This is a genomic window from Pseudarthrobacter sp. PvP004 (assembly GCF_017876035.1).
GTDB lineage: Bacteria > Actinomycetota > Actinomycetes > Actinomycetales > Micrococcaceae > Arthrobacter > Arthrobacter aurescens_A.
In genome coordinates this window covers 4,902,411-4,916,360 of sequence record NZ_JAGINL010000001.1, presented here as the reverse complement: position 1 = coordinate 4,916,360, position 13,950 = coordinate 4,902,411, and the positions used below count along the sequence as shown (strand labels likewise).

Here is a 13,950-nt window from a genome sequence, read left to right as displayed (position 1 = left end):
TTTATCCCCTGAGAAGTCGTGGGTTGGCCCAGGATCGGATGATCTGGTCGAGGCCGCGTTCGAGGTTGACAAGGTCCCCGACGCGGAATGCGGCATATCCATCAGGGCGGACACAGACAATTCCCCGTCGCGTTCGGGGAACTGGGTCCGATATCTGCATGACGTTGTCACCAAGCAGTTCGTGGCGTGCCTGAAGTCGCCCAATTTCGGCAATTTCCTCAGGGGACCAGGAACCTTCCGCAACGAGCTGGAGATTTGTCTTGAACGCTGGACTCCGGTGCCGTTGGTGTAGGAACTGCTTGGATCGGGATGATTGAGCTGGTGAGGGCGGATAGGCGTCCGCGTATCCAAGCAGCGCAGGAATTAATCGCGCGCGGACTACCCCTAGCTGGTTTGCGGCCCGAAAGGCGAACGAATTGCGCCTTCGTTTCCATGGCGTGGACGTGTCCCAGAGTTTGGCTTGAACTGATGAGCGATCGATGACGGCTTGGGCCACTGGGCGGCGCTCGGTCTCGTAGCTGTCCAGGAGTGACGGAAGAGCAATGCCGCGCAGGACGGCGCTCAACTTCCATGAGAGGTTGTGGGCGTCCCCGATTCCGGTCTGGATACCCTGTCCGCCAGCGGGGCTGTGGGTATGCGCGGCGTCCCCGGCGAGGAACACATTGCCCTGGCGAAACGTCTCACTGACTCGTTCGTGAATCCTGAAGTCGCTCGTCCATTCCGTGGATCTGACTCCCACCGAGGAGAGCCCTGCACGTTTCAGCATCTCGGCGGGTGACATCTCCGTCCGACTGTCGGTGTGCTCGCTGCGCGCAAAGATTCGATGCCCTCCGTCCGGAAGCGGGCAGATTGCGACATATCCTGCCTGGGACACGAAATTGCGAAAAACGTTGTCGTTCGGAAACCCCTGTAGGGTGCAGTCGGCGAGATGGAAGGACGCCGGGATCGTGTGTCCTACATAGGAGATGCCCAGCAGGGAGCGAACGCTGCTGGACGCGCCGTCGGCGCCGATGATGAACTTGACGCACGCCTCGTGTTCGTTCTGCCCTGGGCTGGACATGGTCACACTGACGCCGTCCGGGTGTTGCACAACGTCAACAAGCCGGGTACCCCAATGTACGGAAACCGCTAGATCCCCAAGTCGTTCGATGAGAGCTTGCTCAAGGACCGGCTGGGGCAGAATCTGCGCCATGGTATCGGTCGGGAGCTTGATGGAAACACTTCGCGCATCACCCAACTCATAGGCTACTTGATCCAGGAACAGGTCGGAGTCCTGCTGTACGTCGTCTAGCACCTGCAGGCTAGTGAGGACATCGCGGGTCCGTGGCCAGACTGCGAGTGCGCGACTCTCTGTTCTAGGCGCGGCGAGACTGTCGATGACGCAGACGGATATCCCACGGCCCGCGAGTTCGATCGCTGCCGTGAGGCCCGTGGGCCCGGCCCCGACGACCATTACCTCGACTTCGTCCGGGACTGTCTCCGCTGTCACGGCAGAAGGCGTTCGAGGTCGCGCCGGGACCTGGTTGAGTCGGGACCCCAGAGTAATGTCCCAAAGCCTGCTCGATCGGCGGTCTGGATATTTACTGGTTCATCGTCGAGGACGAGCACCCCCTGTGTGCCGTTTACGCGACGGGCAAGCTCGAGGTAAAACTCCATCGTCGGCTTTCTGAGGCGAACCTCCGAAGAATCAACAATAAAGTCGAACAGGTGAGGGTCGATCAATCCGAGCCAGATCGACCGCCATTCATTCACGTTATTGGTCGCGAGTCCGGTTCTGTATCCCGCCCTCTTTAGCGCTTGAGCCTGCGTAAGTGTCGCCTGATCGATCCCTAAAGTACGAAGCCAAACTTCGCCGAACGTTTCGTCTCCGTGGAGGTCTCGCGGAGTTAGCTCAAGACGCTTACAGAAGATCGAGACGGCCTCCGTTTCGGTCAAGTCTCCCGCCTCAAGTGCTGCGAGTGGCCCCAGACTGCCGCGTTCGATGGGGGCTGACATCGAGGCGACAATGGATTCGACTTCTCGGTCAATGCGCTGGGAGAGGCTGAGAATTCCCGTAATCAAAGGCGCTGTTACTACACCGCCGAAGTCATAGACGATCGTGTGGATGGACTCGGGTATTTGACTAGGCATCGACCGACACCTGCTCCAGGGCGTATTCGAGGGTGGCCATAGTGACCACACTCTTTCCCTGTCGGATTTCAGCAATAAGGGTGGTTGCGTCCCCTCCCGAGGTACCCGACGGGTCCTCGATACGAACGCTCGCGAAAGCTGGGCTTGAGAGTTCGGCGAATCCCCTGAAGTCCATACGGAGACTCCTCAGAGTGAACATTTCGCATGAGGTGGCTCTCCTGGAGAGGACGTGGATGCACAGTTCGTCGAGGGCATCGACCTGGAGCGCGGCGGGAATGTGATCCAGCGGGTGATCGAAGTAGAAGGGATGCTGATCGTCCACAAGGACTCGCGCCTCAAAGCGATGGCCACCGGCATCCTCAGGGCTCCGAATCACATCGGCGATGGAGGATTCGCTGATTGGTAACGCCGAAGGAGGCTCATCCGCATCTGTCAGTTCAGCGCCGGCACGAGCCCGCAGCAATGGCCAAGCCTCCTTAGTGACGAGCGACACATCACCATCCGCTTCGACGAGGATCTGATCATCCACGATCAAGCGCGCGGCAAAAACCATTCGCCTCGGTCGACCGTTCGGAAGCGACTCCAGCTCCGCAGATAGATCAATCATCGAGCTCAGCTGATTTCCCTGGAAGTCGAGACTGGCCGCATCCGCGAAGCGCAAGTCCATCCGGCTGAACACGAACACCATATCCGCCGGTACAGACAGCTCCGTGTGCGCGACATAGATGCTGGCCTGTCTTAGTGCCTCGAGCACCAAAACAGCCGCTGCCCGTCCACTCCCCCGATTCATGCGATGCCCCCTAGGAATCTGCACCCCCACAAAAGTTCTACCGGGAGGACCGGGGGCCGAATCGGTGACGAACACCTCGGCTATCGCTCTCCGGTGCACAAGATCACGGCTAACCGTCCGATCGAACTGAAGCGTCGCCTCCTCCTTAGAGACGGCGACGTGCCGACGCAAACGATCCGGCGGGGACTGAACTGGCTTAGCCATAAACAAAGCAGCTCCTCATGATTGATGAACAGGAGAGAATGACGCTAACACAGCAATCTGGTTTAAAACAGAACTCTGCTATGCGCCCTGTGGATAACCTCCTCACCTGGCAGCGTTCGCTGCAATCTCGGCGACGCGCCGAACAAGCGCAACATCGAGACTCAGGTCCAGGGCTGCGACATTCTCTTTCACATGGGCAGGCTTCGTGGTTCCGGGGATGGGAACCACGTCGAGCCCTTGATGCAAAAGCCATGCAAGAGCAAGTTGCCCCGTGGTCGCCCCGCTGCTTTTAGCCAACCCGCTAAGCTCATCCATGGCGGCGAGGTGACGCGAAAGGCTCTCTCCTTGCCACCGGCCAAGGGTTCGCCGAATATCGAAAGCCGCCAGCTGTTGAGGGCGGGACGACGAGGCGGCAAGCATTCCTCGACCAAGGGGGGCGTATGCGACAATCGATATCCGCAGCTCCCGCGCTACCGGTAGCAGATCCGCCTCAAGATTTCGCTCAAATAGGGACCACTCCATTTGCGCCGCCGCAATTGGGTGCACTGCGTGAGCGCGTCGTAACTGTGAACCGTTGACTTCGCTTACGCCAACCTCGCGCACCAGACCCCTGTGCACCAGCTCCGCTAGCGCACCAACGCTATCCTCGATGGGGACTCTTGGGTCCACGCGATGCAGGTAATAGAGGTCGATGCGGTCAGTCCGGAGTCTACGGAGACTTCGCTCGACAGCCTTTCGAATGTAGGACGGACGGCCATCTACACCATAGGGAATCCCCGCAGCTGACTTGATCCCCACCTTCGTCGCCAAAGTGACTTCGTTGCGGCGACGCCCCAGAGCCGCGCCCACAATGCGCTCATTTGCTCCGGAGCCGTACATATCTGCGGTGTCAAAGTGAGTGATCCCCGAATCAAGGGCTGCCTGAATGACGGGGCCAGCGGCGCCCCGATGGCTTGCTCCATAGCTCATGGTGAGCGGCATACACCCGGCGCCCGCAGCGCTGACCTCCAGGGAACCCAGATGGCGGACTGGCAAACTACGATTTAACAACATAGTACGAAGCTAACACAGAGCACTGTCATACGACAGTGCCAAGGTACGCCTATCTCGAATTGTCGCCTCGCAACTGAACCGCAGGCATCATTACGATCCCTAATAACTGGGTCAAACATTTCACCTTCATTGCGCGGTCCTGTGAAACGAATCACGCCATGGCATAGGGTAGTTGCTACGGGAAACTACCTCCGCACCATCTGAAGATCCAGCTGTTGAGAAGCGGGCATGTCCAAGCAAACGTCATTTTTCACCTCCGTCGGCCGCCTGTACCCTCATGTGCGGCCCATCCTCCCCCGACTATTCATGGGACTCATCTGCGCCCTGCTGGCGAGCATCGTCGCGCTGACCATCCCGCAGGTCCTGCGGGTCCTTGTCAACAGCTCCTTGCAGCCCGGCGGTTCCACGGACGCAGTCTGGATTGCCGCCGTCGTGATTCTTGCCTTGGGTATCGCTGAAGCCGGGCTGGTGGCCTTGCGCCGGCAGTTCGTCATCAACCCCGCCACCACGGTGGAAACCCGGTTGCGCGTGACCCTGTACGGCCACCTGCAACAACTGACGGTCGCGTTCCACGACCGCTGGGGTTCCGGCCAGCTGCTGTCCCGCGCCATGACGGACCTGAGCTTCCTGCGCCGCTGGATGGCATTCGGCGCCATCATGTTGGTGGTCACCACCCTGACGGTGATCATCGGCGTCGGCGTGATGTTCTCCATGAGCTGGCAGCTGGCGCTGATCTTCCTTGCAGCGGCCGTGCCGATCATGATCAACTCGTTCCGTTTCCGCCGCCGCTTCAGTTTGGTCACCCGCCTCAGCCAGGACCAGGCCGGCGACCTCGCCACCACCGTGGAGGAATCCGTCCACGGCATCCGCGTCCTGAAAGCTTTTGGGCGGAGCCGCGAAGCCCTTGAGAACTTCAACGGCCAGGCTGAGGAACTTCGTCAGACCGAGATCGCCAAGGCCAAGCAGCAAGCCGGGTTCACGCTGGTGGTCACCTTGCTGCCGGAGCTGGCGCTGGGCGTCGGGCTGGTGGTGGGCATCATGCTTGTGGCTAACGGACAACTGAGCATCGGCGCGCTGGTGGCGTTCTTTGCCACAGCCGCGGTGGTGGCCACTCCCGTGGAGTTCTCGGGCATGCTGCTGGCCATGGCGCTGACCGCCAAGACCGCACTGGACCGCCACTTCGAAGTGATGGACACGGAAAACACCATCACCTCCCCGGACCAGGCCACGGTTCCCGAAACCGTTAAGGGCGCCTTGCGCTTTGAGCACGCAGGTTTCGGGTTCGACGACGGCGGTACCCTCCTGCACGACGTCACCTTGGATATCCGCCCCGGCGAGACCATGGCACTGGTGGGCATTACGGGTAGCGGAAAGAGCGCCCTGCTCCAGCTGGTCCCCCGGCTGTATGACGTGACTGAGGGTGCAGTGACGATCGACGGCGTGGATGTCCGCGACTACGACATTGACGAGCTACGAAAGATCGTCGCCGTGGCGTTCGAAGACACCACGCTGTTCTCCAGTTCGGTGCGGGACAACGTCCTCCTGGGCGCCCCGAATCCCAATGACGCAGCCGTGGATGAGGCCTTGGACGTGGCACAGGCACAGTTCGCCTACTCGTTGCCGGACGGCGTGGACACCTTGATCGGCGAGGAAGGACTGAGTCTTTCGGGTGGCCAAAGGCAGCGGATTGCCCTGGCCCGAGCCATCGCCGCCAAGCCCAAGGTGTTGGTCCTTGACGATCCTTTGTCCGCCCTCGATGTGAACACGGAAGAACGCGTGGAAGCCCGTTTGCGCGACGTCCTCCGCGAGACCACCACTCTCATCGTTGCGCACCGCCCCTCCACCGTGGCCTTGGCGGACCGGGTGGCCTTGCTCGAAAACAGAACCATTACCGCCGTCGGAACCCATACGGAACTGTTGGCCGAGAACGACCACTACCGCTATGTCATCGCCAGCCTGGACGCAGGCCCGAAGGACCTGGACACCGAACTGGACGAGCTCGAAGAAGCTGAGGAGGCCCGCCGATGAGCGCCACAACTTTTGGCACGGCCAACGAGGACAACACGCACCTCACCAAAGCGGACAGCAAAGCCGTACGACGCCGGTCGCTCACCTTGCTTGCCTCACTCATCCGCCCGGTGCGCTTGCGTTTCTGGCTGACGATCGTGATGGTGGTGATCTCCCAACTCACCCGGGTAGCCGGGCCGGCGCTCATCGCCTTTGGCATCGACAACGCCCTCCCCGCACTGCAGGCAGGGGACAACGGGCCTCTGGTGCTTGCGGGCGCCCTGTACTTGGCTGCGGCAATCGCAACCGCGGGAATGACGGCGCTCTACGTGACCTCTACCGCGCGGCTCAGCCAGGCCATGCTTCTGGATTTGCGCCTGCGGGTTTTCCGGCACACCCAGCGGTTGAGCCTCGAGTTCCACGAGAAGTACACCTCGGGCCGCATCATCGCCCGGCAAACCTCGGACCTTGAGGCGTTGCGTGAACTCCTGGATTCCGGGGTCAGCTCCTTGGCCTCCGGCATGCTGTTCATGGTGTTCACCGCTGTGACTGTTTTTGCCCTGGATTGGCAAAGCGGACTGATAGTCCTCGCGGCCGGCGTGCCCATGTTCTTCCTTGCCCGCTGGTACCAGAAGCATTCGCAGATCGCGTTCCGTGAGTCGCGTGTTGTGTCGGCACGGCTGATCGTGCACTTCGTGGAGACCATGACCGGCATCCGCGCTGTGAAGGCTTTCCGCAAGGAACGCGAGAATGCATCCCGGTACGGCGAGTTGGCTGAGGACTACCGCAAGAACACCGTCCGCTCCATCAACCTGAACGGCATTTTCCAGCCGGGCTTGGTGCTGATCGGCAATGTCTGTGTGGCCGTGGTCCTGCTGTTTGGCGGCTTCCGCGTGTTGAGTGGGGACCTGGCTGTCGGTGTCCTGCTGGCACTGATCCTCTCCACTAAGCGCTTCTTCCAGCCGGTGGACCAGATGGCCATGTTCTACAACTCCTTCCAGAGCGCCCAGGCAGCGCTGGAGAAGGTATCCGGTCTCCTCGAAGAGGTGCCCACAGTCCGTCCGCCCAAGAACCCGGTACCGCTGAAAAGTTCGCGCGGCCAAATCGATTTCAAGGGCGTGACGTTCGGCTATAGCGATGGCAAAGTTGTTGTTCCCACACTGGACCTGCACATCCCTGCCGGTCAGACCGTTGCACTGGTCGGCCAGACGGGAGCGGGCAAGTCCACGCTGGCCAAGCTCGTAGCCCGCTTCTACGATGTCACCTCCGGGGCCATCACCCTTGACGGTGTGGATCTCAGGGACCTGTCCACCACAGACCTCCGCCGTGCAGTGGTGATGGTGACGCAGGAAGCGTTCCTGTTCAGCGGCTCAGTGGCGGACAACATTGCACTGGGTCGGCCTGAGGCGTCACGGTCCGAGATTGAGGCTGCCGCTGCAGCAGTGGGTGCCCACGAGTTCATCACGAGCCTCCCCGAAGGTTACGACACAGACGTCAACAAACGTGGTGGACGAGTGTCCTCCGGGCAGCGCCAACTCATCGGTTTCGCCCGCGCTTTCCTGGCCGCACCAGCCGTGCTGATCCTCGACGAAGCAACGTCCTCCTTGGACATTCCTTCTGAGCGCATGGTCCAGCAGGGCCTCGCGCATCTGTTGGAGGGAGTCGTAGGCGGTAACTCCGCCCGTACGGCGATCATCATCGCCCACCGCCTCTCCACTGTGGAGACGGCTGACAGGGTGCTGGTGGTCCACGACGGACGCATTGTGGAGGACGGAACGCCAGCCGAGTTGATCAGCGGTGGCGGACGGTTTGCCCAGCTGCACGGTGCGTGGCGGGACTCGTTGGTCTGACCCCGGCCCCGTGGCAGCTGTGAGGAGCGACACCACCCCCTCGATTTCGCATCACGGGACGTTTCGGCTATTCTTGAACAGTTGCTTTCGCAGCGGATCGGGATGTAGCGCAGCTTGGTAGCGCGCTTCGTTCGGGACGAAGAGGTCGCAGGTTCAAATCCTGTCATCCCGACCAAACACGAAAATGGCGTCGAGAAATCGGCGCCATTTTTGTTTGCCCGAATCACCCCCGCGCCACTCAAGACACGCGCAACGCATCCCCGCGCGCGACTCGCACATCCGGGCAGCGCCACCCCACCTCCGGGTCCTGAGCGAATTCGGGTGGCGCCAATACACATCACAAAAAGGCAAAAAGAAACCCCGGAGCTGGGTTCGTCACACTCCGGGGTTTCTTTTACTACAATTGTTTTACATAGGGTCGGGCCAGTTGCCGATGGACATCGTGCTGAATGTCGGTTCGGTCTCGGCCTTGTCCTTCTTGGGCACCGTGGTGGTGGACCGCATGGGGTCCGGCCAGTTACCGATGGCGCTTACTGTGCTGGAATCTGCTGCGGGAGCAGCAGAGACTACCCCGGGAGCCGCAACCGCGAACGTCAGTGCGCCCGCCACGGCCACTGACGCGATGATTTTCTTGAACATGTTGTACCCCAATGCGAGTCGGATTCGTTACGGAAATTGCACGGTCCCTGTTGACATACATTGTAAAATGTTTTCCACAGAGACTGTCAAGGTTTTGGTCAAAAGACACCTGTAGGAGGGACCCGTGGGAAACGGATTCGGCGAGAAGCTACGTGCCGAACGGCTCGAACGTGGGTTGACGCAGGCAGAGCTAGGCAAGAACCTGTATTCACCGAGCTATATTTCGCTGCTGGAGACCGGTCGCCGCGAGCCTACGGCCGAGGTCATCGAGGAGCTAGCCCGCAGGCTGGAGCTGGCGCCCAAAGCACTTGAAGCGTGGAGCCAACCAGTCTCCGTCAGTGATGCCGAGTACGTCCTCGCCGGACTCTACGCCCGGCAGGCCTGGGACCTTCGCGACTATCAACTGGCCGCCAGCCACGCCGCCACCGCCGCGCAGATTGCCCTCGAGGCCAAGAACAACAGCGCCTGGTGGAATATGACGTACATGCAGGCCGAGTGCGTGATGAAACAAGGCCAACTCAAGGAATGCCAGCAAATCGTTGAGCACCTCCTGGAACACCCCATGGCCACCGAATCCGCCGGCCTGGGAGTGCGCGCCTGGCAGATGCTTGCCGCGGTGTGTCACGGACAAGGACAGCTGGCCACCGCCGTCGAGCATGCCAAGCAAGCCGTAAAGCTCAGCGAGCAACTGCCCAAGGGTTCCACCCTCATCATCGGTGCGCACCGCGCGCTGATCGGAGCCCTGGCCGAAAGCGGCAAGCTGGACGAAGCCTGGCAGTATTGCCTGGCGATGATCGAGCACATGGACGAGCATTCCATGTCGCAGCTGGCCGGCGAAGTCGCGTGGGTAGTTGGCAACGTCGCCTTCATGCGCCACGACTATGTAGAAGGCATCAAGCACCACGAGCGAGCCGCCAAGCTTCTCTCCCCCGCCAACGACATTGAGCTGTGGGCCCGCTTCAACAAGGCGTCCGCAGCGGTTCGACTGTCCTCAGGGATTGTGGAACCGGAAACGTTGTCCGCCATAGAGCGTGCAGAACTGGCGCTGTCCATTGTGGGCGGCAACAAGACGGACCAGCTGGAGGTCGCTTTTATCCGCGCCCGCTGGCTCTACCTGACCGGGGATATCCCTGCAGCAGTGGAGAAGCTCCGCGAGATTTACGCCGACCGTAAGGTGTTGGCGCGGCACACCGCCGGCGAAGTTTCCCTCTTGCTTGGCAAATCCTTGAAAGCAGCCGGGGAAGCCGCTGAGGCGCTTCAGTTCCTGGAAGAGGCGCAGCACGACTTCAGCGCGGCAGGGGCCTCGGACAGGGTTCAGCAGGCCATGGACGCGGTCTTGGAGATCCGCCTCGCCGAGCGTCGGGCCGCGAAAGAACACTCGGAAGCCTGATTAACCCAAAACTGGGGGACAACACACTCCCACTGACCGTTCAGTGGAGCATGTGCTGTCCCCCAGTTGGGTTACTAGGCGAAGGTGCGCCCGGTGAGCTTCTCGTAAGCCTCCACATAACGGGCGCGGGTGCGCTCAACCACCTCGGCGGGCAACGGAGGCGGCGGAGTGTCGGAGGACTTGTCCCAGCCGGACTCGGCGGAGGTCAGCCAGTCACGGACGTACTGCTTGTCGTAGGAAGGCTGCGACTTGCCCGGCGCATACGTGGACGCATCCCAGAAGCGCGAAGAGTCCGGGGTAAGAACTTCGTCGCCCAGCGTGATCACGCCAGTGGCGGCGTCGATACCGAACTCCACCTTAGTGTCGGCCAGGATGATGCCGCGTTCGCGGGCGATCTCCTCGGCGCGGGTGTAGATCTTCAGCGTGAGTTCGCTGAGGCGGGCAGCGATGTCGTCGCCCACCATGGCCACCACATCGTCGTACGTGATGTTGACGTCGTGCTCGCCAACTTCAGCCTTGGCGGAAGGCGTGAAGAGTGCCTTCTCCAAGCGTGAACCGTCAACCAGGCCCTCGGGCAGCGGAATGTTGCAGACCGTGCGGGATTCCTTGTACTCAGCCAGGCCGGAGCCGGTGAGGTAGCCACGCGCGATGCACTCCACCGGGAACATGTCCAGCTTCTTGCAGATCATGGCCCGGCCCTCCACGGCCTCCGGAACGCCACCCTCAACAGTGGACGCCAGCACGTGGTGCTCAACATCCAGCTGGTCGAACCACCACAAGCTCAGCTGCGTCAGGACACGGCCCTTGTCCGGGATTTCGCTGCTCAGCACGTGATCGTAAGCGCTGATGCGGTCGCTGGCCACAACCAGCACGCATTCCTGGCCGATCTTCTCCGTGATGGCTTCATCGGCCGGGACGTAGAGGTCGCGGACCTTGCCGGAGTAAACGTGCTTCCAGCCCGGAAGTTCCAGCGTTTCGGTTTCGAAGCCGCCGGTGGGGATACCCTCAGTCATGCTCAGGCCTGCACTTTCGGGATGGTACCGGTGGCCGTGTACGGAACGCGGATTTCGCCGCGGGCGGCTTTGCCTCCGATGTCCGTACGGAACTGCGAGCCTTCAAGCTGAACCAGCTCAACGCCGTCGTACGCCTTTTCACGGGCCTCAACCAGATCTGAACCGAGCGCCACAACCGCCAGGACGCGGCCTCCGGCGGAGACCACCTTGCCTTCATCGTCCAGCTTGGTGCCGGCGTGAACCACGTGGACACCGTCCAGCTCGTCAACCTTCTTCAGGCCACGAATGCGATCGCCCGTGCGGGGCGCGTCCGGGTAGTTTTCGGCAGCAACGACGACGGCGACTGCCGTGCTCTTGGACCAGCGCAGCTCTTCTGCGGTGTCCAGTTCGCCCTTGGCAGCTGCCAGCAGCAGCGCACCGAGCGGGGTCTTGAGGCGGGCGAGGACTGCCTGGGTCTCGGGATCGCCGAAGCGGACGTTGAACTCGATGACGCGCGTGCCGCGGGAGGTCAGTGCAAGTCCGCAGTAAAGGACACCGACGAAGGGGGTGCCGCGGCGGGCCATCTCATCAACGGTGGGCTGGGCCACGCGGTCGATGACTTCCTGGACCAGGCCCTCGGGAGCCCACTCGAGCGGGGTGTACGCGCCCATGCCGCCGGTGTTGGGGCCTTCGTCGTTATCGAAGATGCGCTTGAAGTCCTGCGCCGGGGACAGCGGGACGGTGGTGCGGCCGTCGCAGAGGACGAACAAGGAAACCTCTGGGCCGTCAAGGAATTCCTCGATGACCACGGTTCCACCGGCGTCGAAGCACGCCTGGGCGTGAGCCAGGGCTTCCGCTCGGTCCTTGGTGACCACCACGCCCTTACCCGCTGCCAGGCCATCGTCCTTAACTACATACGGGGCACCAAAGGTGTCCAGTGCGTCGGCAGCTTCCTCGGCGTTGGTGGCAACGCGGGCCATCGCAGTGGGAACGTTGGCTTCAGCCATGATCTGCTTGGCGAACGCCTTGGAAGCCTCCAACTGGGCTGCTTCCTTGCTGGGACCGAAGACGGGAATGCCGGCTTCGCGGACCGCGTCGGACACACCGGCAGCCAAAGGCGCCTCGGGTCCTACGACAACCAGGTCCACGCCCAGCTTGGTGGCGAGGGCGGACACGGCTTCCGGGTTGTTCCCGTCAATCGCGTGGGTGGGAACGAGTTTGCTGATGCCCGCGTTGCCCGGGGCCGCGTGGACCTCGGAAACGTTGGGATCTTCAAGCAGAGAGCGGACAATGGCGTGTTCGCGGCCGCCTGGGCCAATGACGAGTACCTTCACAGTCTTCAAGGGTACTTTGTGAAGGGCGCGGGGCCTAAGCTGTGTCATTCACCGGACCCCGTACGCCCCTAGACTTGGCTGTATGCCCATGAGTTCGCATGAAACGTTCAACGTTGAGTCCGCGGTAGAACTGGCAGTGATCGAACGTAGTGGCTTTATTGAGTCCCGGCACATCGGCGCGGCCGTGGTTCTTGCCGGCGACGGCTCGGTGGTCACCCGTCTTGGTGACATCGACGCTCCCATTCTCGCCCGCTCCACGCTCAAGCCCTTCCAAGCCCTGGCTTCCATGCAATCCGGCGTGCCCCTCCGTGGCGCCCAAGTTGCTGTCGCCTGCGGCAGCCACACCGGTTCCCTGGATCATATGGACGTTGTGGAGGGGATGCTCAAAGCAGCAGGCGTGAAGGAGGAAAACCTCCAGTGCCCTGCCGCCTGGCCCCAGGACGAAACGGCCCGCAACTGGCTGGTTCGCTCCGAACGCGGACAATCGAAACTGGCATTCAACTGCTCCGGCAAGCACGCAGCATTCCTGTGGGCCTGCACCGAAAACGGCTGGGACTTGCGCAGCTACCTTGAACCAAACCACCCGCTGCAGCAGCGCGTGCGCTCGGTGATTGAGGAATACAGCGGCGAAACGATCTCCCATTTGGGCATCGACGGCTGCGGCGCACCTGTTGCTGCCATCTCACTGACCAGCCTGGCCCGCGCCTACTCCCGCTTGGCCAAGTCCCCCGGCGACAAATCGTCCAATGCCCGTGCTGCCACCATCGCCACATCCATGCTCGACTACCCCTGGGCCGTCCAAGGGAAGGGCGAGTCCAACACCATCGTCATGGAAGAACTGGAAGTCCTGGCCAAGATCGGGGCCGAGGGCGTCCTGGTCCTGGCAACCCCCACCGGCGCCACGGTAGCCGTGAAGATACTCGACGGAAACCTCCGCGCCACGTCATTGGTGGGCTTGACCCTTCTGGCAGTGAGTGGAGCCGTGGACATACCGGCGGTTTCCGGTGTTTTGGAACGGGTGGTTGAGCCCGTACTCGGCGGCGGACACGAGGTAGGCAAGATCCGGCTGGGTCACGCCGTCTCTGCCCTGCTCGACTAGTACTTCTGAGGAGAAAACGTATGGCTGTTGCACGACGCCGCGTCGATGTTTCCGAGGGCCGCGCTGCGCTGGCAGCCTGGCAGGCCGCCGTCGAGCCTTCAGATGGTGAGCCGGGCAGCGCTTCCGGGCCGCCGCCGTCGCGCACTCTCATTGCGACGGCGGTGCGCTACTCCCTGGAGGAAGTCACCGCCCGCGCGCCCGGCAACTCCGTGGAGGTCCGCGTGCCGCCGTTCGGCGTCACCCAATGCGTGGAGGGGCCCCGCCACACGCGCGGCACTCCCCCGAACGTGATCGAGTGCGACGCCGCCACTTGGCTGTCGCTGGTGACAGGACGGATTGCGTGGGCAGACGCGGTTTCGAACCACAAGCTCACTGCGTCCGGTTTGCGTGCAGACCTCTCGGAGCTGCTGCCCCTTTAGGGGTTCTTATACAGCTGAGGCCCCTCAAGAATCGTCTTGAGGG

The 13,950-nt window shown here is 61.8% G+C and carries 12 protein-coding genes and 1 tRNA gene; 6 read left to right on the top strand and 7 right to left on the bottom strand.

Annotated features, from left to right (window positions below):
• Position 1 precedes the first annotated feature (1 nt).
• The 4 genes from J3A64_RS22555 to J3A64_RS22540 all read right to left on the bottom strand — a co-directional run bounded on the left by J3A64_RS22555 (position 2) and on the right by J3A64_RS22540 (position 4,105).
• The gene (locus J3A64_RS22555) at positions 2-1,489 is read right to left on the bottom strand and encodes an FAD-dependent monooxygenase (RefSeq protein WP_014922697.1); all 1,488 of its coding nucleotides are present in this window, start codon (positions 1,487-1,489) and stop codon (positions 2-4) included.
• Complete coding sequence (locus J3A64_RS22550; RefSeq protein WP_011775997.1) at positions 1,486-2,130, bottom strand: HAD family hydrolase; 645 nt, start codon at positions 2,128-2,130, stop codon at positions 1,486-1,488. The genes J3A64_RS22555 and J3A64_RS22550 overlap by 4 nt, the downstream gene beginning before the upstream one ends.
• Entirely contained in the window at positions 2,123-3,124 is a 1,002-nt protein-coding gene (locus J3A64_RS22545) for an AfsA-related hotdog domain-containing protein (protein ID WP_014922698.1), read from the bottom strand. The genes J3A64_RS22550 and J3A64_RS22545 overlap by 8 nt, the downstream gene beginning before the upstream one ends.
• A 102-nt stretch (positions 3,125-3,226) precedes the next feature.
• Positions 3,227-4,105, bottom strand: a complete 879-nt coding sequence (locus J3A64_RS22540) for an aldo/keto reductase (RefSeq protein WP_011775999.1) — start codon at positions 4,103-4,105, stop codon at positions 3,227-3,229.
• A gap of 300 nt (positions 4,106-4,405) precedes the next feature.
• Between J3A64_RS22540 and J3A64_RS22535 the strand changes: the two genes are divergently transcribed.
• From J3A64_RS22535 to J3A64_RS22525, 3 genes are all read left to right on the top strand, one after another.
• Positions 4,406-6,205 carry an ABC transporter ATP-binding protein gene (locus J3A64_RS22535; RefSeq protein WP_210066002.1) on the top strand — a complete coding sequence of 600 codons (1,800 nt, stop codon included), beginning with the start codon at positions 4,406-4,408 and terminating at the stop codon, positions 6,203-6,205.
• Positions 6,202-8,034: an ABC transporter ATP-binding protein gene (locus J3A64_RS22530; protein WP_011776001.1), complete on the top strand. Its 1,833-nt coding sequence runs from the start codon at positions 6,202-6,204 to the stop codon at positions 8,032-8,034. The genes J3A64_RS22535 and J3A64_RS22530 overlap by 4 nt, the downstream gene beginning before the upstream one ends.
• Positions 8,035-8,132: 98 nt before the next feature.
• A tRNA-Pro gene (locus J3A64_RS22525) sits at positions 8,133-8,209 on the top strand.
• A 233-nt stretch (positions 8,210-8,442) separates the two neighbouring features.
• On the opposite strand, the gene J3A64_RS22520 is transcribed toward J3A64_RS22525, so the two are convergent.
• Positions 8,443-8,673, bottom strand: a complete 231-nt coding sequence (locus J3A64_RS22520; RefSeq protein WP_011776002.1) for a hypothetical protein — start codon at positions 8,671-8,673, stop codon at positions 8,443-8,445.
• A 124-nt stretch (positions 8,674-8,797) separates the two neighbouring features.
• Between J3A64_RS22520 and J3A64_RS22515 the strand changes: the two genes are divergently transcribed.
• On the top strand, positions 8,798-10,063 hold the full coding sequence (locus J3A64_RS22515) for a helix-turn-helix transcriptional regulator (RefSeq protein ID WP_011776003.1): 1,266 nt from the start codon (positions 8,798-8,800) through the stop codon (positions 10,061-10,063).
• A 74-nt stretch (positions 10,064-10,137) separates the two neighbouring features.
• On the opposite strand, the gene J3A64_RS22510 is transcribed toward J3A64_RS22515, so the two are convergent.
• Both J3A64_RS22510 and purD read right to left on the bottom strand, forming a co-directional pair.
• Positions 10,138-11,076 carry a phosphoribosylaminoimidazolesuccinocarboxamide synthase gene (locus J3A64_RS22510; protein ID WP_011776004.1) on the bottom strand — a complete coding sequence of 313 codons (939 nt, stop codon included), beginning with the start codon at positions 11,074-11,076 and terminating at the stop codon, positions 10,138-10,140.
• Between the two features lie 2 nt (positions 11,077-11,078).
• On the bottom strand, positions 11,079-12,437 hold the full coding sequence (purD, locus tag J3A64_RS22505; protein ID WP_210066000.1) for a phosphoribosylamine--glycine ligase: 1,359 nt from the start codon (positions 12,435-12,437) through the stop codon (positions 11,079-11,081).
• A 34-nt stretch (positions 12,438-12,471) separates the two neighbouring features.
• On the opposite strand from purD, the gene J3A64_RS22500 reads away from it, so the two are divergent.
• The gene (locus J3A64_RS22500) at positions 12,472-13,488 is read left to right on the top strand and encodes an asparaginase (RefSeq protein WP_210065998.1); all 1,017 of its coding nucleotides are present in this window, start codon (positions 12,472-12,474) and stop codon (positions 13,486-13,488) included.
• A 20-nt stretch (positions 13,489-13,508) separates the two neighbouring features.
• On the top strand, positions 13,509-13,907 hold the full coding sequence (locus tag J3A64_RS22495; protein ID WP_014922705.1) for a sterol carrier family protein: 399 nt from the start codon (positions 13,509-13,511) through the stop codon (positions 13,905-13,907).
• Positions 13,908-13,950 lie beyond the last annotated feature (43 nt).

Coding starts and splice junctions, on each gene's coding strand:
- J3A64_RS22550 (WP_011775997.1), bottom strand. CDS start 2,130: ATGCCTAGTCAAATACCCGAGTCCATCCACACGATCGTCTATGACTTC.
- J3A64_RS22545 (WP_014922698.1), bottom strand. CDS start 3,124: ATGGCTAAGCCAGTTCAGTCCCCGCCGGATCGTTTGCGTCGGCACGTC.
- J3A64_RS22540 (WP_011775999.1), bottom strand. CDS start 4,105: ATGCCGCTCACCATGAGCTATGGAGCAAGCCATCGGGGCGCCGCTGGC.
- J3A64_RS22535 (WP_210066002.1), top strand. CDS start 4,406: ATGTCCAAGCAAACGTCATTTTTCACCTCCGTCGGCCGCCTGTACCCT.
- J3A64_RS22530 (WP_011776001.1), top strand. CDS start 6,202: ATGAGCGCCACAACTTTTGGCACGGCCAACGAGGACAACACGCACCTC.
- J3A64_RS22520 (WP_011776002.1), bottom strand. CDS start 8,673: ATGTTCAAGAAAATCATCGCGTCAGTGGCCGTGGCGGGCGCACTGACG.
- J3A64_RS22510 (WP_011776004.1), bottom strand. CDS start 11,076: ATGACTGAGGGTATCCCCACCGGCGGCTTCGAAACCGAAACGCTGGAA.
- purD (WP_210066000.1), bottom strand. CDS start 12,437: ATGACACAGCTTAGGCCCCGCGCCCTTCACAAAGTACCCTTGAAGACT.
- J3A64_RS22500 (WP_210065998.1), top strand. CDS start 12,472: ATGCCCATGAGTTCGCATGAAACGTTCAACGTTGAGTCCGCGGTAGAA.
- J3A64_RS22495 (WP_014922705.1), top strand. CDS start 13,509: ATGGCTGTTGCACGACGCCGCGTCGATGTTTCCGAGGGCCGCGCTGCG.